Origin of the sequence: Rhizobium sp. CIAT894 (assembly GCF_000172795.2) — a bacterium.
Classification (GTDB): domain Bacteria; phylum Pseudomonadota; class Alphaproteobacteria; order Rhizobiales; family Rhizobiaceae; genus Rhizobium.
In genome coordinates, this window is sequence record NZ_CP020947.1 from 2,385,547 (window position 1) to 2,412,356 (window position 26,810).

A 26,810-nucleotide genomic window follows, 5' to 3' on the forward strand; every position below is an offset into this window, starting at 1 on the left:
ACTGAAAAGACCCGCCCGATCCTGGATTTTGCCCATGACCGTACCGCTGCCTCCGCCCAACCGCATCTATCTCCTGCGTCACGCCGAAGCGGCCTGGGCCGAACCCGGACAGCGCGATTTCGACCGGCCGCTCAACGAAAAGGGTTATGGGGATGCCGAGATCATCGCCGACAAGGCCGCCGACAAGGGCTATCGTCCCGATCTTCTCATCAGCTCGACGGCATTGCGCTGCCGCGGCACCGCCGACGCGGTCCATCGGGCGATGGGCCTGACGCTCGACGTGCGTTATGTCGATGCGCTCTATAATGCCACGGTCGATACCTATATCGAGATCGTCGATGCTCAAGATGAGGCGGCCGTCATGCTGGTCGGCCATAATCCGACGATGGAGCAGGCTCTGGAGGCTCTCGTCGGCCATGAGGCGATGGCCAGCGCCCTTCCCGGCGGTTTTCCGACGGCAGGCCTGGCGGTTCTCGATTTCGACGCGTCCGCGACCACCTGGCGCCTCACCGATTTCGTGGTCGTCTGACGTCTTTACGGCGCCACTTCTTTTTCGGGCGGTGCCGCGTTCCTATATTGCCGGCAGTGACCAATCGGAATTGCGCCTTGCCGCCACGCCTGACATCCCTCGCCGACGACGCCCGCATCGCCCTCGATAATCTCGCCGACCGGGCGAGCGGCCTCGTCAATCCGACCGTGCGGCTTGGCGTCACCGGCCTCTCCCGCTCCGGCAAGACGGTCTTCATTTCCTCGCTGGTCCACAATCTGCTGCATGGCGGCCGCCTGCCGCTGTTCGAGCCGGTGCAATCGGGCCGCGTCTCGGCGGTGCGGCTGGAGCCGCAGCCAGACGATGCCGTGCCGCGCTTCCAGTATGAGGATCATATCCGCGCGCTGGTGAAGGACCGTGTCTGGCCGGATTCGACCCGCGCCATATCGGAACTGCGCATCACGCTGGATTATCAGAGCGCCAGCGGCTGGAACCGGCTGTTTTCGCCCGGCCGCCTGTCGATCGATATCGTCGATTATCCCGGCGAATGGCTGCTCGACCTGCCGCTGCTCGGCAAGGACTACCGCACCTTCAGCGAGGAAACGATTGCGCTGGCGCAAACCGGTGTCCGCTCCGAGCTGTCGCGGGAGTGGCTGGCGCTGACGCGTGCAGCCGATATCCACGCCGGCGCCGACGAGATGGTCGCCCGCGACCTCGCCACCGCCTTTGCCGATTACCTCAAGGCCTGCAAGGCCGACGAACGCTCGCTCTCCACCTTGCCGCCCGGCCGCCTGCTGCTGCCTGGCGATCTCGACGGATCGCCGGCGCTGACCTTCGCGCCGCTGGCGCTGCCCCCGGATGGGCGTCCCGGCCGCGGCTCGCTCTGGACGATGATGGAGCGGCGTTACGAGGCCTATAAATCGGTCGTCGTCAAACCCTTCTTCCGCGAGCATTTCGCCCGCCTCGACCGCCAGATCGTGTTGGTCGATGCGCTGCAGGCAATGAATCGCGGCCCCGAAGCGGTGCAGGATCTGGAGCGGGCGCTGACCGATGTGCTTGCCTGTTTCCGCCCCGGCACCAATTCGCTGCTCTCCTCGCTACTCGGCCGCCGCATCGACCGCGTGCTGGTCGCCGCCACCAAAGCCGATCATCTCCACCATGAAAGCCACGACCGGCTCGATGCTTTGACCCGCCGGCTGGTCGATCGCGCCATCGACCGCATCGGCATGGCCGGTGCCGGCATCGACGTCATGGCGCTCGCCTCCGTGCGCGCCACCCGCGAGGCATCCGTCACGCGCGACGGCCACGACCTGCCGGTCATCGTCGGCACGCCGATGGAGGGTGAAACCATCGCCGGCGAACGCTTCGACGGCCTGAGAAAGACCGCGATCTTCCCCGGCGACCTGCCGGAGAATCCGGAGAACCTGTTCGACCGCATCGCCTCGGGCGAAAGCGGCCTGCAACTGCCCGATGTCAACGTCGTCAGGTTCCGCCCGCCGCAGCTTGAGGAAACCGGCGGCGGCATCAAGCTGTCTGTGCCGCATATCCGCCTCGACCGCGCCATGCAGTTCCTGTTCGGAGACCGTCTCGCATGAGCAAGCCCCCGTCCGATCCGCCGCGCCGTCCGCCTGCCGCCTTCGCCTATGAGGATGAGGCAACCGAACGGCGCGACAACGGCCGCCAGGCAGAGCAGCGGCGCAAGCCGGAAAGCTTCTCCGAAAATATCGTCGTGACACCGGATGAGGACGATCCCTTCCTCAATCCCGACAAGGATCTGAGCGCGGTCCCGGGGGCAGCGCCCCGCAAACGTCGGACCTCCTTCGGCAAGATCGCTGCCGGTGCCTTCAGCATCCTGCTGTCTCTCGCCATTGGGCTTTGGACCGATAGCCTGATCCGCGATCTCTTCACCCGCGCCGACTGGCTGGGTTATTTGGCCCTTGCCGTGCTCGCCGTCGGCATCCTCGCCGTGCTCGCCCTCGTCGTCCGCGAAACTGCGGGCATGATGCGCCTTGCCGCCGTTCAGGCGATCAAGTCCGAAGCGGAAGCGGCGATTGTCGAAACCCGGCCGGCCAAGGCCCGCGCCGTCGTCACACGCCTGACCACGCTGCTTTCCGCCAATCCCGAGACATCGAAGGGCCGTGCAACGCTGAAGGCGACGGAGGGCGAGGTCATCGATCCCCCGCATCTGATTGCGCTCGCCGAGCGTGAATTGCTCGCTCCCCTCGACCGCAAGGCTCGCACCCTGATCGTCAACGCCTCGAAGCGCGTTTCGATCGTCACCGCCGTCAGCCCGCGCGCCGTCGTCGACCTGCTCTATGTGCTCTACGAGGCCGTGCGCCTGATCCGCGCCATGGCCGAGCTTTACGGCGGCCGCCCCGGCACGCTCGGCATGTTCCGCCTGCTGCGTGACGTGCTCGCCCATCTTGCCGTCACCGGCTCGATCGCCGTCGGCGACAGCCTCGTCCAGCAGGTGCTCGGCCATGGGCTCGCCTCCAAGCTCTCGGCCCGGCTCGGCGAAGGCGTCGTCAACGGCCTGATGACCGCCCGCATTGGAATCGCGGCAATGGATCTCTGCCGCCCGCTCTCCTTCCGCGCCTTGAAGCGGCCGGGAATCGGTGATTTCATCGGCGACCTCACGCCCTCCATGTCACCGCGCAGCAACAATCCTTGATCGATGAAGCGATTCCGCCGTTTTCACCTTCCCTTGCATAATGCCGAAATAATTGCAGTAGATTCAAGGATATAGCGATGATAATTTGAAATCGTCACTGTGCGAAACGCCTGCATCGTCTCGCATTTCGGCACGATCGAAAGGAAGGATTAACCATTATTCGGCAAAACTTGCAGCCAGTTCGTGAGTGGTGTTTGCCAAGGAAAATCCATGTATTCGCGCAAGTTTCTCATTATATGCGGTCTGGCCGCCGCGGCATTGTCGCCGGTCGCAGATGTCGCTCCGGCAGCCACTGCCGCAACCCGTGACAAGGCGTTCTTCGATTCCGTCGCCGGCTCATGGAAGGGCCCGGGCGAAATCGTCGCCGGCAAGTACAAGGGCACAAAGTTCACCTGCAACCTGATCGGCGAGCCGACTGGCGACAGTGGCGCCGGCATCAAGCTCGACGGCACCTGCCGCGTCGGTGTCTTCAAGCAGCCGATGACCGCCGTCATCTCGCAGTCGGGCTCGACCTACAAGGGCAAGTTCCTCGACGGCGCCGCCGGCAAGGGTCTTGACGTCGTCTCCGGCGCCGTCAGTGAAGATACCGTCGTCGTCGGCATCAACCGCGCCAAGCTGAACGGCGCGATGATCGCCCGCGTGCGCGACGACAAGACGATGAACGTCACCGTTTCGGTCAAGGTCGAAAGCCAGATGGTCCCGGTCATCGGCCTGACGCTGACCCGGCAGGTCGACGAGATGGCCGTCGGCTCTATCGAGTAGCTACATCGTACGACGGATTTTCCTGAAGCGGCGGGTTTCCCGCCGTTTTCCGTTTCAGGTCCCTTTGCGTCAGACGTTCAGCCACCAGTCGCGGGCGCTATCGGCCACCTCGATGCCGCCAATCTCGGCATCATCAAGCCAGTCGCTGACCGCCCTGCCCTTGATGAGCAGGCCCGGCGCGATATCGGCAAGCGGCATCAGCACGAAACCGCGATCGGTCATGCGCGGATGCGGCAGTTCCAGCCGCGGCGCCTCCTGGGTGACGTCGCCATAGGTCAGCACGTCGATATCGAGCGTGCGTGGACCCCAGCGCTCGATACGCTCGCGTTTCATCTCCCGCTCTATCGACAGGCAGACATCGAGCAATGCTTCCGGCTCGAGCTGGGTTTCAACGGCGGCGCAGGCATTGAAGAAGAAGGACTGGTCCGTCTTGCCCCAGGGCGGCGTGCGATAGAGCCTGGACACGGCGGCGACGCGGCAGTCGTCCCGTCCATCCAATCGTTGCAGCGCGGCGGCCATCGCCTTGACGGGATCGCCGATATTGCCGCCGAGACCGAGTGTGGCCGATTGCAATGTCGCTTCAGGCAAAGTGCTCAACGCTCACCTGCACGAAATCGAGCACGCCGGGCACAGGCGCGTTCGGCTTGCGCACCGTGATCTTCGCCCGCCGGACCTGCGGGAAGGTCTGGCAGAGCCCCTTGGCGATATCGAGCGCCAAGGCCTCGATCAGGTAGCGCCGCTTGCCCGTGACGATCTGCTCGATCACGGTGAAAGCGATGCCGTAGTTGACGGTATCGTCGATCGAATCGCTTTCCAGTGCCTCGCCGGCAACGACGTCGAGCTCGGCATCGACGAAGAAGCGCTGACCGAGGAATTCCTCCTCGTCATGGACGCCGTGGCGCGCAAAGAAGGCGCAGTTCTGCAGCGTGATCGTATAGGTGGTCATGTCGGCCGCTTCCTCTCGAATTCCTTGCGCGCATTCAGCATAGCATCGGCGATGTCGAGTGCATCCCTGTTGATTGCGACATTGTGCACCCGGAAAACCGCAGCCCCCTGAAGCCTGAGCAAAGCGCTGGTGACCGCCGTTACCGAATCCCTGTCCTGCGCCTCACGGCCCGTCACCGCGCCGAGGAAGCGCTTGCGTGACGTGCCGGCGAGCAGCGGCAGGCCGAAGCGGGAAAGTTCGGAAAACCGCGCCATCAGTTCCAAATTCTCCTCCGCCGTCTCCTTGGCGAAGCCGAAGCCCGGATCGAGCACGATGCGGTCGGTGTTGACGCCGGCAGCCGCGGCGATCGCCAGCGACCGTTTGAGAAAATGCACCTGGTCGGCAATGACGTCGGGAAGCTTCGCCCTGTCGCGGCCGGTATGCATGATGCAGAGCCCGGCCCCGGTCGCCGCGGCGATGTCGGCGATATCGGGCTCCTTCTGCAGCCCGAATACGTCGTTGACGATATGGGCGCCGGCGCCGACCGCAAGCCGCGCCGTCTCGGCGCGATAGGTGTCGATCGAGATAAGCGCCTGGGTGCGCCCGCGCAGCGCCTCGATGACCGGCAGGACGCGGGCCTGCTCCTCCGAAGGGCTGACGGCTGCGGCGTTCGGCCGGGTCGATTCGCCGCCGATATCGATAATCCCGGCCCCCTCGCTCACCGCCCGCAGCGCGTGTTCGACCGCCGCGTCGACGGTTTCAAAACGCCCGCCGTCGGAAAAGGAGTCCGGCGTCACGTTGATGATCGCCATGATCACCGAACGGCGGCCGAGTTCGATCTGCCGGCCATGGCCGACACGCCATAAACTGCCTTCGAGCCCTCTCACCAGACTTATCCCATCGATCGCGAAAAAAGCGTCATTCGATATTGCGCTTGCGGTGGCTATGCCCCAAGCTCCTGTCGATTTCAACACGGGTTGCGTTCAGAATGCCGCTTGCAGTGCGTTATATGGTCCTTCCTGCTGCCTTTTCCATTGCTCTTTCCGTCTGCAGCCCGGTGGCAGCAGAAGTGATCGCATCGAAAAGCTATTCCTATTTCAGCATCCGCGGCAAAACCGCGGATGAGCTCGACCGCGAACTCAGCCGGCGCGGCCCAACGTCGAGCGGCTCCTCGGCGCGCCATCCCGGTGCCACGAAGATCCGTTTTGGCGGTGAAGCGACCTATATTCAGGATAACGGGCGTTGCCGCGTCGGCAACGTCAAGGTCACGGTCCACACACAGATCATCCTGCCGCGCTGGAGCAGCCGCAAGGGCGCCAGCAAGGAGCTGTCGATGATCTGGGATGCCTTGTCGAGCGATATCAAGCGCCACGAGGAGCGCCATGCCGAAATCGCCCGCGATCAGGCCCGCGCCATGGAACGCGCCATTCGCGCGCTGCCGCAGCAGCGCAGTTGCGAGGCCATGCAGGAACTTGTCTCCGACGAATCAGCTCGCGGTATAGAAGAGCACGATCGGCAACAGGCGCGATTCGACCGCGTCGAGGCGGTCAATTTCCAGAAGCGCATGCTGAGATTGCTGAACAATCGAATCAACGGCCGAGCCGGCGAAAAATAAGGCTTTTTCAGCCGGGATGCGAGTGGAAAACCTTAGCTGCACAACGAAACTTGTGCGAAACCTGCGCCATCCCCAGCGATTGAATGGTCATTTTTCATCCTGGCAGACTCAACCGGAACGCGTTAATATGAACACATTCGAAAGTCCAGGCACCGCACCAAGTACGGCATCTGCTCTTTCATCGCTGGGTTCTCCTGGCGCGTTCCGAAGCCGCGGATGTTCCTCCCTCATCCGTTGGTAATGCGCCCGCCTCGCCTCGCTCGCTCTAGCGCGCGAGGCGTCTTTTTGTGGGATCCACATCTCGAGATTCTCGGCCAGCAAAGCGCAATGCGCTTAGGCCGCACCAAAGCGCGACGCGCTTAAGTCGAGCCAAAGCGAAGCGCGCTTAGGCCTGACGTTCCGGCACGTGCACCACGAGCCCGTCATAGGCAGCCTTCATGCGGATCTGACAGGACAGCCGCGAGGTCGGGCGCACATCGAAGGCGAAGTCGAGCATATCCTCTTCCATCGCTTCCGGCTGACCGACCTGTTCGGTCCATGCCTCGTCGACATAGACATGACAGGTCGCGCAGGCGCAGGCGCCGCCGCATTCGGCCTCAATGCCGGGCACCGAATTGCGCACGGCATTCTCCATGACAGTGGAGCCTTGGTCGACGTCGAGGTCGAAACGTGTGCCGTCGAAAGCAACGATGGTAAGTTTGGGCATCAGGACTATTTCCGGTCTTCAAATGATGGGCGGATTTTCTTCCGACAATTCGACGCATCAGTCAACATTGCCGAACTTCGTTATAGCGTCGCAGATCGGGCCTTTGCCCGCCGTCTTCAAAGCGTCATGGAGCAGGTCGCAAAAAGACCCGTGGTTCCGCAATGAAACAACGGGCCTCGTTCGAACGACATCTGCGACATGCACCGACCAAAGTCTTGGAGATCAGCCGCGGCAGAGCTTCAGGATGAAATTCTCGGCGTCGATGACGGCAGCACCCAGCGCTGCCGTCGCCCCGGCATCGCCGCCGGTCTCCTCGACGGCTTCCGCCGTCTGCGACACGCGGAACGCACCGACCGAACTTGCCGCGCCCTTCAGGCGATGCGCGGCCGCGCCGACGCGGATGGTTTCGCCGCTTGCAATATCCTGCAGACATGCGCGCGCCTGGCGCGCAAACATCTGAAGGACTTCGATTTCCAGCGCCTTGTCGCCCATCGTCTGCTTGGCGAGATGGACCAGATCGATCGGCCGGACCTTCGAGGGACAGGGTCCCTTTGCATTATCCGGCGCCTCGAATACGATGTTCAATGCTGCCATCTGAGCTGCCATTGCCAATTCTCCCGTCTCATGTCGTGCGCTGATGCAACAGTTCTGCGTCGGGAGGGTGGCCATCACGTTAAATTCCGGCACATTCGCAGCGGAAATCTCGCCATATGGTTAACGTCCGTTAAATATCCCTAAATTATTGGTTTTTAAGCGGTGCCGCGGATTTAAAGATGTTAACAACGGATTAACGAGCCACAAATCTCAAGCCTTCATTAATTGTGTGAGGAGCCCAGATGTGTCACTACGATACTGGTGGAGCGGGTTTATGGTACGCGCCTTTGCCGAGCGAGTGGATAATGGTAGTGTTTTGATACCTTCCGTTTGAAAAAGCGGCTATCTACTCTGAAATGACATGCTTATCCGTCCGTCGTTGGGATGGAAGGCTGGAACGGCAAAGTTGTTTCCCGGGTGAGGCGGAAGCCCGGGATGTGTTGCCGGACCGGCCACCAGTAACGAGGCATACCGAATGGCGAACAACAAATATAACGAGTCGATTGAAGACAAGGCGTTCAAGGCATTGGACGAAGCGCTCCAGATCGACTTCGGCAAAGATAACGTGCCGTCTCGCCGCGGCGATGCGCCAGAGGCCCCGGAGGCTCATGTGTCTGATCCAGTAAATGCGCGTAACCAGCAGGCCCAGGAAGAAGCGCAACGCCGCAGCCGCCGCGGTAGTGCCGGCGAGCAGGCGTCCCGGGGGCCGACCTTCGCGCCCGCCAACGATGCCAGCCGCAACACGCCCGCCTCGATCTTGAAATCCTTCGACGGCGCCTCCAGCCGCTCGGCGGTGCGCACCGCCACGCTGTTCTCCGTGCTCTGGGTCATGGCCGGCCTCGGCCTGATGTCGCTGCTTTACGCGCCGGAGATCTGGCAGATCCGTTCGCTCGCCGATCTCGTCGCCCTGCCCGGCGTCATCGCCGGTCTTGTCGGCATCATCATTCCAGTAATGATGTTCTATGCTTTCGCCATCATGATCGCTCGCGCCCAGGACATGCGCAATGCCGCCCGCTCCATGGCGGAGGTGGCTTTGCGTCTCGCCGAGCCGGAAACCATCGCTTCCGAACGCATCATGACCGTCGGTCAGGCCGTGCGCCGTGAGGTCTCGGCCATGAATGAAGGCATCGAGCGCACCATTGCGCGTGCCTCCGAGCTGGAAACGCTCGTCCATTCCGAAGTCAATGCACTTGAACGCTCCTATGCCGACAATGAATTGCGCGTCCGCGGTCTCGTCCACGAACTCGGTTCCGAGCGCGAGGCGATCGTCAATCATGCCGACCGCATCCGCACCTCGATCGGCAGCGTCCACGATCAGTTGAAGGAAGAGCTGTCGCTGGCGACCGAAGAGATCGCGGTGCGGCTTTCCACATCGGGTGAAGCCTTTGCCTCGTTGATCGATACGCGCGCCGCGGCAATCCTGGAAAAATCCGACACCGCCCTGCAGTCGATAGGCAGCCTGCTCGCCGCCAAGACCGATAGCCTGTTGCAGACACTGAACGCATCCGGTTTCGCGCTCGCCACCGAATTCGACAACCGCCTCGAAGCGCTCTCGGTCAACCTCAACGACCATGGCGAAAAACTGCTCAGCCAATTCGAGACGCGCGCCTCGACCATGGACAGCAGCACCGAGAAGCTGAACGCAGCGCTGAATGAGCGCACGCACCAGCTCAGCGAGATCCTGATCGCCCGCACCCGCGAGATCAATGAGAGCCTGAAATCCGGTGAACGCACCATCGGCGGCACGCTCGACGATGTGCTGGCGAAGCTGAACAGCGCGCTCGACGAAAAGGGGGCGAGCTTCCGCCAGAGCCTGCAGAGCACTGCCGACGACGCCGTCATGGATCTCGACGTGCGCTCCGGCTTCTTCGAAGAACGGCTGCAGACGACGGTCGCCCAGCTATCGACCGCTTTCGACGAACGCGTCGCCGAATTCACCAGCGCCTTCGACAAACGCACCGGTTCGCTCGACACCAAGCTGATGGAGAGCCTCGCCCGCATCAACGAGACGCTGACCGGCGGCTCGGAATCGATCGACGGCATTCTGAGTTCCAGCATCGACCGGCTCGGCGCCTCGATGACCGACCAGTCGCTGGCGCTCGCCACCGCACTCGCCACCGGCCATGAAATGCTGGAAAGCACGCTCGGCGCCCGGGCGGACGAAATCACCACTGCGCTCAGCGACCGCACCGGCGAACTGACCTCGGCGCTACAGAGCGCGACCTCCGACATCGCGCTAACGCTCGCATCCGGCACGTCCGAACTGCAGAACAATCTGCAGACGCGCTCGGCCGAACTCCGCGACACGCTGCGCAGCACCACCACCGATCTGACCACCGCAGTTGCCGCCGGCACCGAGCAGGTGACCGCTGCCTTCGGCGGTCGCGCCGAAGAGCTGACCGGCGCGCTTGCAGCGCGTGCGGCGGAAATCACCGATGCGCTCGGAACGGCTCACGGCCGCATCGACAGCGTCATGGCAGAGCGCGGCGGCGCACTGATCGAGGCGCTCACCACCCATCACGGCCGCTTCGAGGAAGCGCTGACTTCCCGTTCGGACGCCATTATCAATGCCGTCTCCGGCACCCATGACCGTCTGGCCGAGACGCTCGACGAAAAGGCGATGTCGCTCGCCATCTCACTGAACGAGAGCCAGGCCCGCATCGAGGATACGCTCGAGACCCGCTCCGAAGCGCTGCTGAAGGCGGTATCCGGCACCCATGACCGCCTTTCCGAGACGCTCGATGAAAAGGCGATGTCACTCGCCATTTCGCTCAATGAAAACCAGGCCCGCATCGAGGATACGCTCGAGACGCGCTCCGCGGCCCTGCTGAATGCCGTCTCTGGCACCCATGATCGGCTGTCTGAAACATTGGACAGCAAGGCGGCCGCCCTGACGACCTCGCTCGACGAGCGCCATGCCCGCATCGAGGACGCGCTTGGAACGCGTGCCGAGGCGCTGCTGAACACCGTGTCCGGCACGCGCGATCGTCTTGCCGAGACCCTCGACGAAAAGGCGACGGCGTTTGCCATGTCCTTGAACGAGAGCCATGCCCGCATCGAAGATACGCTCCAAACCCGCTCCGCGGCGCTGCTGAACGCTGTCTCCGGCACCCATGAACGCCTGGCCGAGACACTGGACGAAAAAGCGATGGCGCTCGCCATTTCGCTGAACGAAACCCAGACGCGCATCGAGAATACGATGGAGACCGGCGCAGCAGCCCTGTTGAGCGCCGTCTCCGGCACCCATGAGCGTTTGTCCGAAACGCTGGACGAGAAGGCGATGACGCTCGCCATCTCGCTCAATGAGAGCCAGTCGCGGATCGAAGACACGCTGGAAGCGCGCTCCGAAGCCTTCCTCAAATCCGTGTCCGGGACCCATGACCGCCTTTCTCAGGCGCTCGATGAAAAGTCAGCGGCGCTCGCCGCCTCCCTGAACGAGGGTCAGAGCCGCCTGCAGGACACGCTGGAGAGCCGTTCGCAATCCTTCCTCAATGCGGTGGCAGCCACCCACGACCGCCTGTCCGAGACACTCGACGACCGGGCAATGGCGCTCGCCATTTCGCTGAACGAGAGCCAGAGCCGTCTCGAGGAGACGCTGACGACAGGTACCGATGCGATCACCAATGCGGTCTCCGGCACGCATGAGGGTGTGAACGGCGTGCTCGACCGGAAGGCCGCCGCCCTCGCCGCCTCGCTGAGCGAAGGCCAGGCCCGCATCGAGGAGGCCTTGACGCACCGCACGGCTGCGATCATCGGCGCTGTAACGGCAAGTCACGACCGGCTCACCGATGCGCTCGACGAAAAGACCATGGCGCTCGCCATTTCGCTCGACGATAACCAGAGCCGCTTCGACAGTGCGCTTGAAGCCCGCAGCAACTCCATGATGGAGGCCGTTGCCAACGCCGAGACGCGCGTCGCCGGCGCCTTCGCCGACAAGACCGATGCGATCCGCGCCGCCTATACCGATAATCAGCAGCGGCTGGAAAACGCGCTTTCCCAGCACAGCGCTGCCCTCTCCGGCGCTCTGGATGCCGGCGGCTCGCGCTTCGAAGACATCGTCGGCGGCTTGACCGGCCGTATCGAAGGCCGCCTGACCGATGCCCATGCGCGGCTTGGGGGCCTGGCCGACGAGACCGCCGCCCGCATCGAGCGCGGCCTCGACTCCGCCCATGACCGCATTCGCACGACGCTCGAGGACCGCGCCAACGCCATCGACCTGTCGCTGAGCCAGGCCCACGCGCTGATCAGCGATACGCTGACCGAGCAGGCGACCAGCATCGGCACTTCGGTTGCAACAAGCGTCAGCATGCTCGAAATGTCGCTGGAGGAGCGTGAAGCCGCCATCCGCCAGGCAATCGATTCCGGCGCGCAGACATTGGAAAATCGCATGCAGGCCGGAGCCGGCCAGATCGCCGGTCGTTTCCAGGAGGCGGCAAGCGCGATTTCGAACTCCGCCCAGAGCTTCTCCGCCCATCTCGACCAGTCTGTGGAAAGCCTGACCGGCCGCTTTGAAGAAACCGGATCGCGGGTGGAAGCCGGCCTTGCGGCGATCGAGACCCGCATCCGTGACGGCGTCGGCGGCGTTGCAGACAGGGTCGAAACGGTCGGCAGCCAACTCTCCGGCGTGCTTGCCGACGGCATTTCCCGCCTCGGTGCGCTCAGCAACGACGCCACGCAGCGCATCTCCGCGACGCTCGAAGGCAGCGCCGCAAACCTCACCCAGGCGATCGACAGCCGCACCGCCAATCTGGCCGAGACGCTGGATAGCCGCGCCACGAGCATGACGGGCGCCATCGAAGGCCGCACGGCAAACCTCGGCGAAACCCTCGACCGCGGCAATGCACGTATCGAGGAACGCCTCTCCACCATGGATCGCGCCTTGACCGTCGGTCTCGATGCGGTCAATCGCACCATCGAAGGCAAGGCCGCTGGTCTCGCCTCGACGCTGCGCAGCGCCGTTGCCGAAGCAGCCCAGGGAATGGAAGGCGAAGCGACGAGAACCACCGAACTGCTCGGCAAGACCGGTCAGCAATTCGCTGAGGATCTCAATACGAAAAGCGACGAGTTCACCCGCACCATGGATGAGCGTTCGTCGCAGATCGTCACCCGCGTCGCAGAAGCCCAAAACCGGCTGGCGAGCCAGGCCGCTGCTGTCGCCCAGACCTTCTCGGAAGCCGGCAACGCCATCGTCAACAAGGTCGCCGAAGCCGAGACCATCGTCGGAACCCAGGTCAACGCCATCTCCAAGGTGTTGTCGGATGCCGGCCAGTCGCTGGAGGCACGCGGCGATGCCATCCGCTCGACGCTGTCTGGCGCCGGCAGCGAAATTTCCGCCACCATGGCCGATGTCGACCGGGCGCTCGAAGCCCGCAGCAGTGCCATTCGCTCCAATCTCGAGGAGCGGGCCCGCGAGATCGACACGACCTTCACCGACATCGACCGGGCACTCGAAGCACGCGGCAATTCGATCCGCTCGACGCTCGAAGACCGCACCCGCGATCTCAATTCGATGCTAGCTGGCCGCTCGGTCGAACTGACGCGCATCCTCGATGAAACGGCTCGCCCGATCATCGACCGCTACACCGATGCCGGCGAACAGGCCGCCGCCCGCATTACCGCCGCGGCCAATCTCAGCGCCGACCGTCTGCGCGCCGAAAACGAAGCGCTCGCCAGCGCCGTTGCCGCCCGCACCGAGAATGTCGCCAACGCCGTCAGCGCGATCGAAAACAGCCTGGTCGGCAACGTCAACGGCCTCGTTCAGCGCATGTCGGAAAGCAGTGCGGCGATGGCGATGATGATGAACCGCGCCGCCGAGCAGCTGGCCAGTGTCGACGGCCGCCTGGGCGACACGACCACGCGTTTTGCCGACTCCGCCAACAAGGCCGCCGAAATGGTCAACGCCTCGACCAGGCTTCTCGAAGGCAAGGTCGACCGCCTCTCCGATATTTCGGGCCAGACGCTGTCGCAGGTCGGCGGCATCATCGGCCGCTTCGACGAACACTCCAAGGTTCTGACTCAGGCTTCGCAGCTTCTCGGCGCCGCCCAGTCCAACCTCGCCTCGACGCTCGAGGAACGCGAAGGCGCGCTGCAGGCGCTCTCCGTCAGCCTGGTTCAGCGCTCAGACGAGATCGAAAAGACCATGCGCGGTCTCGGCGGCATGATCGAGACCGTATTCGAGCGGGCCGAACAGCGCTCCAGCCAGGTGACCGGCAATCTGCGCCAGGGCGTGCAGTCGTCCTTCGCCGATATCGGCCGCATTCTCACCGAAACCGAGAAGCGCGCCCAGGAAGCGGCCGAGACGATGCGTGAGGCGATCACCCGCGCCGGCGACGAGGCCAATACGACGATCGACGGCACCTTCGCCAATGTCGAGCGCCGCTCCGGCGATCTCTCCAACCGCATTCGCGGCGGACTGACGGCCTCGCTGTCGGAAGTCGAGCGCATGGTCGGCGAAGCCAGCCGCGCCTCCGACGGCGCTGCCCAGCACATGCGCGAAGCGCTGCGCGAGGCGATCGACGATGCCGTCGGCCGCTTCTCCGGCGCCACCGATGATATTCGCCGCTCCGCCGCCGACATCCGCAGCGAACTCGACGCCACCCGCGCCGAATTGAAGCGCGGCGCCTTCGACCTTCCGGAAGAAGCCAAGGAAAGCGCCTCGGCCATGCGCCGGGCCGTTGCCGAGCAGATCAAGGCGCTGCAGGATATCTCGCAGCTCGTCGGCCGCTCCAGCCAGCAGCTTGAGATCTCCGAGCCCGTCGCCCGCACCCTCGCCCAGGCACAGCCTGCCCCGCGTCCGGCGCAACCTGTGGTAACCCAGCAGGCTGTAGTTCAGCCGCAGCAGCCGTCAGCGCCGCCATCGATCGAAGCGACCGGCCTGCGCGGAACGATCGCGCCGACAGCACCGGTTGCCGCGCCTCAGCGCGCCGCCCCGCAGCCTGCCCCCACTCGCCAGGAGCCGGCTCGCCCGGAAAGCGGCGGTTGGATCAGCGATCTCCTGCGCGGCGCATCGCGTGAGGAGACCGCCGACGAGGCGCCTGCCCGTGCCCCGTCCCGGCCGGCGGAAGCCGCCGCACCGGCCGCGCGCAGCAATGACAGCCGCAATCCGCGCCACGTGGTCGAATCGCTGAACTCGCTCTCTGTCGATATTGCCCGCGCCATCGATCACGACGCCTCGGTCGATCTCTGGCGCCGTTACCAGCGCGGCGAGCGCGACGTCTTCACCCGTCGCCTCTATACGCTGAAGGGCCAGCAGACCTTCGATGAGATCAAGCGCAAATACGACCGCGAACCGGAGTTCCGCACTGCCGTCGACCGCTATATCGGTGATTTCGAAAAGCTGCTCGCCGACGTCGCCCGCACCGATCCGAACCAGACCGTCTCGCAGTCCTACCTCACCTCCGATACGGGCAAGGTCTACACCATGCTCGCCCATGCAGCAGGCAGGCTCAGCTGAGCCTGTTTGTAACTATCGATCGCATCTGAGCGAATGGGACAGGAAGCCGCCGCGCACATGTCGGGCGGCTTCCTTCGTTGCAAGGGCGCGACCGGAGAACGCCCAATCGTGAGGAATTCGAAATGACCAAGGCGCTGCTGATCATCGATGTGCAGAAGGCAATTCTTGCCGGAAAGGCCACGCCGGAGCGCCAGCCGCAGGTCGATTCCGCACTCGATGAGACCATCGCTCTGCTCGCATCGCTCCAGGAAAGGGCACGACAGGCGGGCGCGCCGGTCGTGCTGGTACAACATGACGGCGACAGCGGCCACCGATTGGCCGTCGGCACCGACGGATGGGCGCTGCGCGAGGAGATCGCGCCGAAACAAGACGAGGTCGTCATCCGCAAGAAAAGCGCCGACTGCTTCTTCGAGACCGATCTGACCGAACGCTTGAACGAGCGGTCGGTCACTCACCTCGTCATCGGCGGCTGCATGTCGCAATTCTGCGTCGACACGACGGTCAGGCGCGCCGTTTCCCTCGGATACCAAGTGACACTGATTGCCGATGGTCACACCACCGGCGATACGGCGACCCTCACCTTCTCCGAGATCGTCGCCCACCATAATGAAACGCTCGATGGTTTCGATGCAGGCAAGGCGACGGTAGAAATCCGCTCTGCCGCCGACATTGCTTTTTCATAGATTTGGGGCCGACGGGACCGCCAGGCGGTCCCGATCTTCCGTCTTTCACCGATCAGCCGCTATGCCCCAATTGTAAACGCAACGATCGAGGCCGATGGCGATTTCGAGGACCAGCACGTCGTGTTCGATGTCGGGGCCTTTCTTGGGCTGCGACCGGTAGCGCTGCGGAAAGTCGGTGCGCCGCGAGATCGAACAGACCTCCATCCATTTGTCGTCATTGTCGACCTCGATATCCATCGTCACCTCGGAATAGGCCGGCAGCCGGTCGGAGGGCACGATGCGCGTCGGCAGATGGATCAGCGAGGCGATCATGCGGCGGACCGGCTCCAGACAGGCAGCGTGATAATCGTTGCCGCTGTCGGCCGTGAAGGCGCATTGGAATTCGAGCTGCCAGAATTCCTTCAGCCGCATATGCTTCATAGGCTGCTCCTGCTCGCGGCGATAGGACCGGCCCGCCTGCCAGACACAGAGCGGCAGCCGCGTCCTCGAGTGATTTCCGAGGATGTGCTGCATATAGGCATAGGTGGACGGCGTGGTCTCCGGTCTGAGCACCAGCGCGGTGTCGCCGGCGGAAAGCTGTTCCTGGACCCAGATATCGGCATTCGAATAGGCGCTCGAAACCAGCGCCCGCGGCATCAGCGCCGGCGCCTCGACCCTCCTGACATCCCAGGCAGGATTGACGGATCTGAGAAAACTGCGGACCTCTTGCGAGAAGAAGCCGATCAGATGATCGCGCAGATGAATCTCGCGCTCCTCCCAATGAACGAGCGAATTGACATGATAAAGATTGAGCACGGTGCCGGTCTCCTTGGCAGCCTTGATTGACGTGGTGAGGGCTTTACGTCCAGCAGCGCGCCGGACGCCGATAGCGCCCTGACGTCACAGCGGGACGCGAAGACCTCGTCCGCCAAAAGCGCGCGCGATCGCGACCTGCAGGCAGGTGCGGTCACGACGGGAGAAAGGCGCGCTCTTTATGCTCATGACGGATTTTCTATGTGCGATGCGCGTCATTGTCAAAACCGAAGATCGCGAGGCAAAAGCAATCAACTGTGGACAGAGCGTTTTTATTTCCCTCTGTCCTTCATTTCGTCACAAACTTTCTCGATCGGCTTGCGTTTAGCCAACGGCTCTCCTCGGCCGTCCAACAACAGAGTAGCCCGATGACCAAAATGACCTCCCGGCTCCTTGCCACAGCGCTCTCCTCCGCCATGGTGATGGGCGCTTTCACGGCCGTTCAGGCCGGCCAGGCAAGTTTCGTCATCGATGCGCAGTCCGGTCAGATTCTCGAAGCATCCAATCAGGACGAGTTGAACTATCCGGCGTCGCTGACCAAGATGATGACGCTCTACCTCGCCTTCGAGGCTCTGCATGAGGGACGCCTCAAATGGGACCAGAAGCTCACCATGTCGGAAAATGCCGAGAGCAAGGAGCCGTTCAAGCTCGCCATCGGCGCCGGCCGCCAGGTGACGTTGCGCGAAGCGGTCGAAAGCATCGTCGTCCTGTCCGCCAACGACTCTGCCGTCGCGATCGCCGAACAGCTCGGCGGCTCAGAACAGGCTTTCGCCAAGACGATGACCGACAAGGCGCGCCAGCTCGGTATGACGAATACGGTCTTCAAGAATCCCTCGGGCCTCCCCGATCCGGAACAGGTCACCTCGGCGCGTGACATGGCGACCCTTGGCGTTTCGCTGATGCGGGACTTCCCGGAGGAATTCAAGCTCTTCTCCATGCGCGGCTTTCAGTTCCGCGGCATGAAGCTGCGCGGCCACAACAATCTCATGTACCGCTATGACGGCGTCGACGGCATCAAGACCGGCTATACCGATGCATCAGGCTACAATGTCGTGACCTCGGCGCTGAAGGATGGCCGCCGCGTCGTCGGCGTCGTCATGGGCGAAAAAACCGCGAGCCTGCGCGACGACAAGATGGCAGGCCTGCTGGACAGCACGCTGCCGTCATCCTCGACCGCCACGGCATCCACCGCGCCAGGCAAACAGCCGGGAGCAACGATGACGGACGCGCAGCCGACGAAGTAGACTGCGCGTTCCGACTATCTGAAAGCCACTTCCAGATGTTGCCGGTCTTGCGCGATCACCCTGCAATTCGTTTCGAACCCTTCGCCTTTGATGGCCAGGATGAATTCCGAAGGAATGCCTGTCGTATTGGAGACTGAGATGCCCGCACTCTCCGAGCCGATGGACTTGACGGTGCAATCGATGGTCGAGCGTCGCTCGTTGAACAGGATCGAACCCGCCTTCAGCACACGCCGCCGACCGCCGATGGCATGATCGGCATGAATCGAACTCCATGATACGCAGCGATTCCGGCCACCATGTTTGGCCTGATACATTGCGGCATCCGCTTGAGCCAGCAGGGTCTCGATCTCCTTGCTGACGATCGACAGCGTCGAGCTTCCCAAGCTCGCCGTGACATGCAGGACGCCGTGATCACCACGGATCGGTTGCGAGGCGATGGCGGCCCTGAGTTTTTCAGCGACGGCGACAGCCCCTTCCCGATCGACATGCGGCAGGACGACGGCGAATTCCTCGCCTCCGATCCGGCCGAACAGATCGCCGACGCGAAGGGTCGTCTTGCAGATCGCCGCCACCGCTTTCAGAACCTCGTCTCCCGCAGCGTGTCCATGCGTATCGTTTACCCGCTTGAAATGGTCGATATCGAAGACGATACAGGACAGGTCATGCTGGTGGCGCAGAGCGAGTGAAATCAGCTGATCGGCTTCCTGCTTGAAGGCGCGCCGCGTCATCGCCTCGGTCAGGCTGTCGGTAGCGGCCGACTGCATCAGCTCGATCCGGTCCATCGCCGCTCCCGCCAGTTCCTCGAGAATGGCGAGGTCTCGGCTGCCGAACGACCTTGGCCGGCGGTCGATAGCGCATACCGTTCCGATCATGTGCCCGGCTTTCGTTCTAAGCGGCACGCCGGCATAGAAACGGATATGATCCTCGCCCGTCACCGCGGAATGTTTTGAAAAGCGGGTATCCTTGGTGGCGTCCTGCACGATGACAGGTTCATCGCAGTCCACCACGCAGCGGCAGAACGTATCTTCGAGCGACACCTCGTCTGCCGACATTCCGGAGCAGGCCTTGTACCATTGCCGATGCCCATCGATCAGCGATACGATGCCGATGTCGATGGAAAATATCTGCTTTATCAGGCGGACGATCCGCTCGAAGCCTTCGTCCCTCGGCGTGTCGAGAATGTCGAGCTGCTGCAGCGCCGCCAAGCGAGCATTATCGCGTTGAATCGCTTCCGATGACGATTTTCCGAATACGCGTGCGACCACCATGCAGCATGCCTCCTGACAGCGATAACATGATGCGTTCCATAAATTCGTGAAGAAATTGAATACGATGGCAGCCCCAACGTCACGGGACCAAATATTTCCCCAAATCAGCAACCCTTGATGTCGACGCAGTGATCGCCAAGCGCCATCTCAGATTGAGCGCAGCGTCCAACTGACGATCTCGGAGGCAACGGTGGAGAAGGCGCGGTCGAGGCTCTTGACGAACCCGTCATTGTCGCCGCCCGCCGGCGCCGTGGCGCGGAACACCTTCTGGGCGCGTACCGAGCCGTTGCGGTCGTTGAGGATCTTGGCGGAGATTTCGACCACCGCCTGGTTGCCGCTCGAAGCATCGATCTCGAAGGAGCGGATATCGGTGACGACCTGATAATCGATCGCCAGCCCCTGCCCCGGCATGCCGACGCCGCCAAGCTTGCCGGAGTTTTCGAAGGCCTCCACCAGCTTCGACTGCACCATGCGCGGCAGCTTGTCGCCCCATTGCGCCCGCGAGAGATACTGGATTTCCGAAGACGAAACTCGGATGACGATCTGCTCGCTGTCCAGCGCTCGGAGTGCCGTCGGCCCGGCAATCAGGATCTGGCGGGATTTGGCGGCGGGCCCATCGCCGTCGACCGCCGCGGAGAGATCATAGGTATCGTTCTTGGCTGAAGTGCCGCAACCCGACAGGATCAACGCAATCAGCGGCAGCGCAACCACCGTTCCCTTGATCCACGAACGGCGCGACAACAAATGCGATGCGACCATATGCGCTACCCTGCCTTCCCAGTTAACGCCGCGTCCGGCCGTCATATTGCTTGACCGTGTCCCCGCCGAAAATCAGACGTTGCGGATTGCGGTCGAAGTTGGTGATCGTATCGTTGAGATTGTTCACGGTGCCGCGCATGTCGTTGACGAGTGTCTGCACGTCGCGCAAGCCGCCGCTCGAGAATTTCTGCAGATTGTCGGCGATCGGCCCGATGCGAGCATTCAGGTTGTCGGCGACTTTCTTGAAGGATTCCAGCGTATCGCGCGCCTCGGTGAACAGCGATTGCGTGTTGTCGGTTCCGAGCAGCGCATCGACCTTGATGAGAATGCCGTCGATGCGGGTCGAGGCCGAATTCAGCTTATTGGTCAGCTGCGAAACGTCCTGGATCGTCTGGTCGATGTCTTTCTTGCGGGCCGAAACCGTATCGGCGACATCGCGGATCGAGGCGACGGCGGTGCGCGCATCCTTGGTTGCCTGCGCGATGTCGTCGACGGAACCCTTCACCTTGGCGGGGTCGATCTGAGCAACCAGCATGTCGACGCGATCGAGCGTCGCCTGTGCCTGCTTGCCGAAATCGTTGAAAGTAGTGGCCGTCTGGTCGAACTTCTGGATCGCCCCCTTCAAGTCGCCCGAGGCATCGGCGACATTGGCGGTGATCTTCTCGGCGTTGGAAACGATATTGTCGATCTTCTGAGCATCAACGGCCTTGACCAGCGATTCGACAGCCTGGAGCGTCGAATCGACACGGCCGGAAACTGCCTTCACCGTATTGGAGAGCTCACCGACGCTTTGCAAGAAGGCGTCGATATTGTCGGAATTCTTGGCCAGCGCATCCGAGAAGGTCTCGGCATTCTTGAACGTCTGGGTCAGCGGAGCGCGCGAATCCTGGATAAAGCCCTGGAGTTCACCGACTGCGTCATTGGCCCGATCGAGGATCTTGTCGGCGGTCGCCAGAAGGTTGGTGACGCTCGACTGGTCGGCGACGATGACGGCGCGTTTGCCGTTGTCGATCGCATGCTGAAGGATGCTTTCCTCGCCCTTGCGGCCACCCGACAGTTCGATATAGGCGGCTCCGGTCAGGCCCTGGATTTCAAGAGCGGCCTTGGTGGAGGGGTAGATCGGCGCATCGGTGCGCACCTGGGTGAAGGCCAGCGAATATTGCGGATCGTCGGCATCGATCGACAATGTCTGCACCGAGCCGATCTGGATGCCGTTGAAGCGCACCGGCGAGCCGACACTGAGGCCGTTGGCGGAACCCGGGATACGCACGATCAGTTCGGTCATCGGGCCACCGCGGCCATATTCGGCCATCCAGTAGACGAAGCCGAAGGCCGCCGCGATCACCAGCACCGTGAAAAAACCGACAATCGTGTAATTGGCTTTGGTTTCCATTTATCCGGTCACTTCCCGCTCACGCCGTGCCGCGCGCCATCATCCTGCGGCACGATCGAGCGCGCCCGCTTACCCTTGAAATAGGCCTGCACCCAGGGATCGTCATAGGCCAGCATGTCGTCGATCGTGCCTTCCACCATTACCCGTTTCTTTCCGAGCACGGCAATACGGTCGCAGACCGAAAACAGGCTGTCGAGGTCATGCGTCACCATATACACGGTCAGTCCGAGACTATCGCGCAGGTTGGCGATCAGCTCGTCGAATTCGGCCGCACCGATCGGGTCGAGACCCGAGGTCGGTTCGTCGAGGAAGACGAGTTCGGGATCGAGCGCCAGCGCCCGGGCAAGGGCGGCGCGCTTGATCATGCCGCCGGACAGTTCGGACGGGTATTTGTCGGCGGCATCGGCGGCCAGACCCACCATGCGAATCTTCAGATGCGCCAGTTCGTCCATCAGCGAGCGCGGTAGATCGAGATATTCGCGCATCGGCACCTGGATGTTTTCCTTGACCGTCAGCGACGAAAACAGCGCCCCCTGCTGGAACAGCACGCCGAGCCGCATGTCGAGCGCGTTGCGCTGCGGCTCATCGAGTTCGTCGAAATCCTGGCCTAGGATCTTGATCGTGCCGGAACGGCGCGGCAGCAGCCTCAGCACCGTGCGCATCAGCACCGATTTGCCGGTGCCCGACGCACCGACGAAACCGAGGATCTCGCCGCGGTAGATGTTCAGATTGAGATTGTCGAGCACGACCTTGGAGCCGAAGGCGACGGTGACGTCGCGCGCCGAAAGCACGATGTCCCTGCCCTCGCCGTCTTTCTCGATTTCGTTCGATTGCTCGTCCACGCGGTCCGCCATGCTAGAAATCGATCGCTGCATAAAACATCGCAAAAAGCCCGTCCATCAGGATGACGACGAAAATCGCCTTCACCACCGAGGCCGTCACATGCTGGCCGAGCGATTCGGCACTGCCGCCGACCTTCAGCCCTTCGACGGCGGCGACGATGCCGATGACCAGCGCCATGAACGGCGCCTTGATCATGCCCGAGAGCACCGTCGACAGCGTCACCGCTTCGTGCAGGCGCGACAGGAAGTTGGCGAAGGTGATGCCGGAATACCCCCAGGCGACCGCGGCCGCGCCGGCGAGCGAGGCGAAATTTGCGAGCACCGTCAGAAGCGGCAGCGCAATGGTCAGCGCCACCAGCCGCGGGAAGATCAGCACGCCGATCGGGTTGAGCCCCATCACTTTCAGCGCATCGATCTCCTCGCGCATCTTCATCGAGCCGATTTCGGCGGTGATCGCACTGCCCGAACGGCCGGCGATCATGATCGACGTCAGCAGCACGCCAATTTCGCGCAATTGCAGAATGCCGACGAGATCGACGACGAAGACCTCCGCTCCGAAGTAGCGCAGCTGGAAGGCGCCCTGCTGCGCGATGATCGCCCCGATCAGAAACGACATCAGAAGGATGATCGGAACGGCGCGAACGCCCATATGGTCGATCTGGTTGACGATCGAGGCCGGCGAAACGCCGCTGCCGCGACCGAACTTCATCTGCGCTCCGCGCACCGCCGAGCCGAGGATGTACATGGAGGCGGCAAAATTATCCCAGAGGTCATAGGTCATCTTGCCCACAGGCGCGAAAATGCGCGCGACAAGCGAGACCTTCTCCTGCTGCTCCGGCTCGGGTTTAGCCGGCTCCTCGGAAAACATCGCCAGCATTTCGTCGATATGCGGATTGGTGCCTTCGAAGCGAACCGTCCGGCCGGCGGCCTCCTCTTCCTTCTTCAGCCGGCACAGCAACCAGATTCCGGCGGTATCGATATCCGAAATATCAGAGAGGTCGACCGTCAGGTCGCCGGCCTTCTGATGAAGGAGCTTTTCGAAATCGCGCAGCACGAGATGGATGTAGGCGCTGCGCCAATTGCCGCGGAGACGCACATACTGCCCCGAGCCATCGGCATGGTCGTCCACGTCAAGCGAGGCAGCGTTGCGATTCTCGGCGTTCAAGATACTTATGTCTTTCAAGGCTTGCAGCGACATTGCCGAATCGCGAACGACCGTTCGACGACCGGCGCGTCAATATACAGAAGCAAGCTGCAATTTCCATGCTCGCAGGACAGCAATAATGCCGCGCACCCTTGATATCCAGATGAATTCCTTTCCGATTGCCGGGACCTTCACCATCTCGCGCGGCGCAAAGACCGAGGCCGAAGTGATCAGCTGCACGCTCGCCGAAGACGGGGCGTCTGGGCGTGGCGAATGCGTGCCCTATCGCCGTTATGGCGAGACCATGGAGAGCGTTTTCGCCCAGATCGAGGCCGCCCGCCCGCTGATCGAGGCCGGCATCTCGCGCCGCGACCTGCTCTCGGCGATGCCGCCGGGCGCTGCCCGCAACGCCGTCGATTGCGCCCTCTGGGACCTGGAAGCGAAACGCACCGGTGAAAGCGTCGCGGCTCGTCTCGGCCTTGCCGAACTGAAGCCGCTCACCACCGCTTACACCATCTCGCTTGGCGAACCGGAGGTGATGGCCGCCCAGGCGCGCGAACATGCCGGCCGCGCGCTGCTCAAGGTCAAGGTCGGAACCGGCGACGATGAAAGCCGTATCCGCGCCGTTCGCGCCGCCGCACCCGATGCCGCCATCATCCTCGATGCCAATGAAGGCTGGCCGGAAGCGGTGCTGGAACGCCATCTTCATATCGCCGCCCAAGCAGGCGTGGCTCTTGTCGAGCAGCCGTTGCCGGCCGGCCGCGATGCGCTGCTCGCCGAAATCCACCGGCCGCTGCTCGTCTGCGCCGACGAAAGCGTCCACCATACCGGCGATCTCGCAAGCCTTGCCGACCGTTACGACGCGATCAACATCAAGCTCGACAAGACCGGTGGCCTGACGGAGGCGCTGGTGATGAAGGCCGAGGCCGAACGGCTCGGCTTTTCCATCATGATCGGCTGCATGGTCGGCACCTCGCTTGCCATGGCGCCCGCCGTACTGCTCGCCCAGAATGCCGATTTTGTCGATCTCGACGGCCCGCTGCTGCTTGCCCGCGACCGCGAACCCGGCCTGCGCTACGCTGCTTCCCTGGTCTTTCCGCCGGAAAGCGCGCTCTGGGGCTGAAGGTAATAGGCTGAGATGACAAGGCCGAGGCCGGTAAACGCGACCAGCGCCATGATGTAATAGCTGACGACGCCGAGCCAGGCATAGAGATAACCCGACGCCAGGGTCATCAGCGCCATCGCCATGCCGACATAGAAGAAATAGGCGCCCTGCGCCGAGGATTCCTGCGTCTCCTGCACCGTTGCCACGATCCGCCGCTGCACCCCGGTATGCACGAAAGCATAGGTAAAGCCGTGAAAACATTGCAGCAGCAGGAAACCGGCAAAGCCGGTATTCATCGGAAAAAGGATCCAGCGGCAGACGCTGACGGTGCAGCCGAAGCGGATCAGCGTCCAGGCGTTGAAGCGCCGGCTGAGACGCTTCGACAGAAAGAACACAGTCACCTCCGAAGCGACGCCGGCACTCCAGAGCAGGCCGACCTCTGTGCCCGATAGACCGAGATGGTGCCAGTAGATCGACGAAAACGCATTGAGCACCGCATGGCTCGACTGCTGGATGGCAACGCCGATCAGAAGCAGCAGCAGGTGCGGTTCACGCAGGCCGCTGCCGGTGGCGGCCGGAATGTCGAGCGGCAGGCCACGGCGCCGCGTCGGGCCGATGCGCGGACAGAAGATCGCCATGACCACGGTCATGATAAAGCCGAACACCATGACGTTAAGCACCATCTCGCCGCCCCACCGGCTGACCAGCTGGCCGCCGACCAGCGTCGAGACGATGAAGGCGATCGAGCCCCACACGCGCATCGACCCGTAATCGAGCCCCCAGCGGCGCACGCCCGAGATGACGATCGATTCGACGACCGGCACATAGGGAGCAAAGGTGGCGCCCTGCAGCGCATAGACGATCGTCACTGGCCAGAAAGTCGTCGTCCAGAAGAGCGCGATCGCCGTCAGCAGCGACAGGCCACCCGACCAGAGCAGCACGTCGGCGCGTTCCTTCAAACGGTCGGCGATCATGGCAACGATAGGCGCCACCAGCACGCGAACCACCATCGGTATGGCAAGGATAATGCCGATCTCGTGGTCGCTGAAACTGTGGGTTGCGAGCCAGACGGGAAAGAACGGCAGAACGATGCCGTTGACGAGCAGCGGCGCGCAATAAGAAAGCGCGCTGAGCAGCCGGAAGCGCGGCGGCGCTCCCTCACCTGTCGGAGAATGTTGAGCGGGAATCATCGGGGGACCTGAAGGAAACTGACCTTGTCCTAACACGGCACCCTGGAGGCGACTATTGCGAGAAATAGCCCTACTGAAACGTTTTAGAAAATAAATAGGGCCTGTCACCTGAAGGTAACGGCTAAATTCCTGAGAGCGCGGGCGCCGAGGCGCCGACACTAAAATCAGGCAGCTTGGGGTGCGAACTCCGCGTCTTCTCGCTCGACGGCGGCAACGGCCGGCACAGCGCTGGCGAGCGCCCGCCAGGTGATCAGTTCGAAGGTGCCGTCCTCATGCTCGGCGACCGCCGTGCAGCTTTCCACCCAATCGCCGGTATTGATGTAGCGGATACCGTCCATATCCTGGATGATGGCATGATGGATGTGTCCGCAGATCACGCCGTCGGCACCGCTTTTACGGGCTTCCTCCGTCACGACGCGCTCGAACTCCCCGATGAAGTTGACGGCATGCTTGACCTGGAGCTTCGCCCAGGCCGAGAACGACCAGTAGGGCATGCCGAGGCGGCGGCGCACGGCCGCCAGCAGGAGGTTGATACGGATCGCCGTATCGTAGGCCCAGTCGCCGAGATAGGCGAGCAGCCGGGCATTGCGGACGACGACGTCGAACTCGTCGCCGTGCAGGATCAGGTATTTCTTGCCGTCGGCGCCATCATGCATCATGCGCTCGACGACCTCGATACCGCCGAAATGCATGCCCGGGAAGTCGCGCAGGAATTCGTCGTGATTGCCGGGGATATAGACGACGCGTGTGCCTTTGCGCGCCTTGCGCAGCAGCTTCTGGACGACGTCGTTGCAGACCTGCGGCCAGTACCAACTGCGCTTCAGGCGCCAGCCGTCGACGATGTCGCCGACGAGGACGATCGTATCGGCCTCATGGTAGCGCAGGAAATCCAAGAGGAAATCCGCCTTCGCGGCCTTCGAGCCGAGATGGACATCGGAAATGAAGAGCGTGCGGAAATGTCTGGGTTCCATCATGTCTATCACGAGCTGCCACTCATGCCCCATCTTTCATCTAGCCTTCCAAAACCAGACTCGTGTTTCAGGAAGATGACAGGCTGGGGAAAAGCCCTGTAAACCCGCTCTTTCGGTCCAGATGGCAATGTCGATCCCGTCCGGCCCCGAAGCTCGCAATACCAACACCCGGGAATCGGAACATCTTATTTTTTGGCCGCGAGGTT

The 26,810-nt window shown here is 62.7% G+C and carries 22 protein-coding genes; 9 read left to right on the forward strand and 13 right to left on the reverse strand.

The genetic code is table 11. The annotated features are described in order from the left end of the window. The first annotated feature begins 34 nt into the window (after positions 1-34). The 4 genes from RHEC894_RS11830 to RHEC894_RS11845 all read left to right on the forward strand — a co-directional run bounded on the left by RHEC894_RS11830 (position 35) and on the right by RHEC894_RS11845 (position 3,920). A complete protein-coding gene (locus RHEC894_RS11830) occupies positions 35-529 on the forward strand; it encodes a histidine phosphatase family protein (RefSeq protein WP_085738951.1) in 495 nt (164 codons plus the stop codon). A 77-nt stretch (positions 530-606) separates the two neighbouring features. Further along, positions 607-2,082 carry a YcjX family protein gene (locus tag RHEC894_RS11835; protein ID WP_085737410.1) on the forward strand — a complete coding sequence of 492 codons (1,476 nt, stop codon included), beginning with the start codon at positions 607-609 and terminating at the stop codon, positions 2,080-2,082. Next, the gene (locus tag RHEC894_RS11840; protein ID WP_085737411.1) at positions 2,079-3,158 is read left to right on the forward strand and encodes a TIGR01620 family protein; all 1,080 of its coding nucleotides are present in this window, start codon (positions 2,079-2,081) and stop codon (positions 3,156-3,158) included. Before RHEC894_RS11835 ends, RHEC894_RS11840 begins: the two co-directional genes overlap by 4 nt. A gap of 210 nt (positions 3,159-3,368) precedes the next feature. Next, positions 3,369-3,920 carry a hypothetical protein gene (locus tag RHEC894_RS11845; protein WP_085737412.1) on the forward strand — a complete coding sequence of 184 codons (552 nt, stop codon included), beginning with the start codon at positions 3,369-3,371 and terminating at the stop codon, positions 3,918-3,920. A 69-nt stretch (positions 3,921-3,989) separates the two neighbouring features. Here the strand turns inward: RHEC894_RS11845 and folK are convergent, their stop codons facing one another. From folK to folP, 3 genes are read right to left on the reverse strand one after another with little or no spacing between them, the layout of a single operon-like run. After that, positions 3,990-4,508 carry a 2-amino-4-hydroxy-6-hydroxymethyldihydropteridine diphosphokinase gene (folK, locus tag RHEC894_RS11850; RefSeq protein WP_206427921.1) on the reverse strand — a complete coding sequence of 173 codons (519 nt, stop codon included), beginning with the start codon at positions 4,506-4,508 and terminating at the stop codon, positions 3,990-3,992. Continuing rightward, positions 4,501-4,866, reverse strand: a complete 366-nt coding sequence (gene folB / locus RHEC894_RS11855; protein WP_003569012.1) for a dihydroneopterin aldolase — start codon at positions 4,864-4,866, stop codon at positions 4,501-4,503. Before folB ends, folK begins: the two co-directional genes overlap by 8 nt. After that, positions 4,863-5,732, reverse strand: a complete 870-nt coding sequence (gene folP, locus RHEC894_RS11860) for a dihydropteroate synthase (RefSeq protein WP_010068786.1) — start codon at positions 5,730-5,732, stop codon at positions 4,863-4,865. Before folP ends, folB begins: the two co-directional genes overlap by 4 nt. 101 nt (positions 5,733-5,833) lie before the next feature. Here folP and RHEC894_RS11865 point away from each other — a divergent pair, with 101 nt between their 5' ends. Next, the gene (locus RHEC894_RS11865) at positions 5,834-6,460 is read left to right on the forward strand and encodes a DUF922 domain-containing protein (RefSeq protein WP_085737414.1); all 627 of its coding nucleotides are present in this window, start codon (positions 5,834-5,836) and stop codon (positions 6,458-6,460) included. 385 nt (positions 6,461-6,845) lie between these two features. On the opposite strand, the gene RHEC894_RS11870 is transcribed toward RHEC894_RS11865, so the two are convergent. Beyond that, a complete protein-coding gene (locus tag RHEC894_RS11870) occupies positions 6,846-7,166 on the reverse strand; it encodes a 2Fe-2S iron-sulfur cluster-binding protein (RefSeq protein ID WP_085737415.1) in 321 nt (106 codons plus the stop codon). Between the two features lie 222 nt (positions 7,167-7,388). Beyond that, positions 7,389-7,772, reverse strand: coding sequence for an Hpt domain-containing protein (locus RHEC894_RS11875; RefSeq protein WP_085737416.1), 384 nt, complete (start codon positions 7,770-7,772; stop codon positions 7,389-7,391). Between the two features lie 463 nt (positions 7,773-8,235). On the opposite strand from RHEC894_RS11875, the gene RHEC894_RS11880 reads away from it, so the two are divergent. Together RHEC894_RS11880 and RHEC894_RS11885 are read left to right on the forward strand one after the other, a co-directional pair. Next, a complete protein-coding gene (locus RHEC894_RS11880) occupies positions 8,236-15,213 on the forward strand; it encodes a hypothetical protein (RefSeq protein ID WP_085737417.1) in 6,978 nt (2,325 codons plus the stop codon). A gap of 122 nt (positions 15,214-15,335) precedes the next feature. Next, entirely contained in the window at positions 15,336-15,896 is a 561-nt protein-coding gene (locus RHEC894_RS11885; protein ID WP_085737418.1) for a cysteine hydrolase family protein, read from the forward strand. Between the two features lie 45 nt (positions 15,897-15,941). On the opposite strand, the gene RHEC894_RS11890 is transcribed toward RHEC894_RS11885, so the two are convergent. After that, positions 15,942-16,691: an aminoacyl--tRNA ligase-related protein gene (locus tag RHEC894_RS11890; RefSeq protein WP_085737419.1), complete on the reverse strand. Its 750-nt coding sequence runs from the start codon at positions 16,689-16,691 to the stop codon at positions 15,942-15,944. 365 nt (positions 16,692-17,056) lie between these two features. Between RHEC894_RS11890 and RHEC894_RS11895 the strand changes: the two genes are divergently transcribed. After that, the gene (locus tag RHEC894_RS11895; RefSeq protein WP_085737420.1) at positions 17,057-17,932 is read left to right on the forward strand and encodes a D-alanyl-D-alanine carboxypeptidase family protein; all 876 of its coding nucleotides are present in this window, start codon (positions 17,057-17,059) and stop codon (positions 17,930-17,932) included. Positions 17,933-17,946: 14 nt separating this feature from the next. Here RHEC894_RS11895 and RHEC894_RS11900 read toward each other — a convergent pair whose 3' ends face one another. From RHEC894_RS11900 to RHEC894_RS11920, 5 genes are all read right to left on the reverse strand, one after another. Further along, the gene (locus RHEC894_RS11900) at positions 17,947-19,200 is read right to left on the reverse strand and encodes a sensor domain-containing diguanylate cyclase (protein WP_085737421.1); all 1,254 of its coding nucleotides are present in this window, start codon (positions 19,198-19,200) and stop codon (positions 17,947-17,949) included. A gap of 147 nt (positions 19,201-19,347) precedes the next feature. Next, positions 19,348-19,959 (reverse strand): ABC-type transport auxiliary lipoprotein family protein, encoded by a 612-nt coding sequence (locus tag RHEC894_RS11905; protein WP_085737422.1) that lies wholly within the window; start codon positions 19,957-19,959, stop codon positions 19,348-19,350. A gap of 22 nt (positions 19,960-19,981) precedes the next feature. Continuing rightward, the gene (locus RHEC894_RS11910; RefSeq protein ID WP_085737423.1) at positions 19,982-21,352 is read right to left on the reverse strand and encodes an MlaD family protein; all 1,371 of its coding nucleotides are present in this window, start codon (positions 21,350-21,352) and stop codon (positions 19,982-19,984) included. An 8-nt stretch (positions 21,353-21,360) separates the two neighbouring features. Continuing rightward, on the reverse strand, positions 21,361-22,206 hold the full coding sequence (locus RHEC894_RS11915) for an ABC transporter ATP-binding protein (RefSeq protein WP_085737424.1): 846 nt from the start codon (positions 22,204-22,206) through the stop codon (positions 21,361-21,363). A 1-nt stretch (position 22,207) separates the two neighbouring features. Further along, entirely contained in the window at positions 22,208-23,392 is a 1,185-nt protein-coding gene (locus RHEC894_RS11920) for an MlaE family lipid ABC transporter permease subunit (protein ID WP_085737425.1), read from the reverse strand. Positions 23,393-23,477: 85 nt separating this feature from the next. On the opposite strand from RHEC894_RS11920, the gene dgcA reads away from it, so the two are divergent. Continuing rightward, on the forward strand, positions 23,478-24,461 hold the full coding sequence (gene dgcA, locus RHEC894_RS11925; protein WP_085737426.1) for an N-acetyl-D-Glu racemase DgcA: 984 nt from the start codon (positions 23,478-23,480) through the stop codon (positions 24,459-24,461). Here dgcA and RHEC894_RS11930 read toward each other — a convergent pair. Beyond that, positions 24,413-25,633: an MFS transporter gene (locus tag RHEC894_RS11930; RefSeq protein ID WP_085737427.1), complete on the reverse strand. Its 1,221-nt coding sequence runs from the start codon at positions 25,631-25,633 to the stop codon at positions 24,413-24,415. The two genes, dgcA and RHEC894_RS11930, sit on opposite strands and share 49 nt — an antisense overlap. 164 nt (positions 25,634-25,797) lie before the next feature. Next, complete coding sequence (locus tag RHEC894_RS11935; protein ID WP_010068423.1) at positions 25,798-26,637, reverse strand: UDP-2,3-diacylglucosamine diphosphatase; 840 nt, start codon at positions 26,635-26,637, stop codon at positions 25,798-25,800. Between the last annotated feature and the right edge of the window lie 173 nt (positions 26,638-26,810).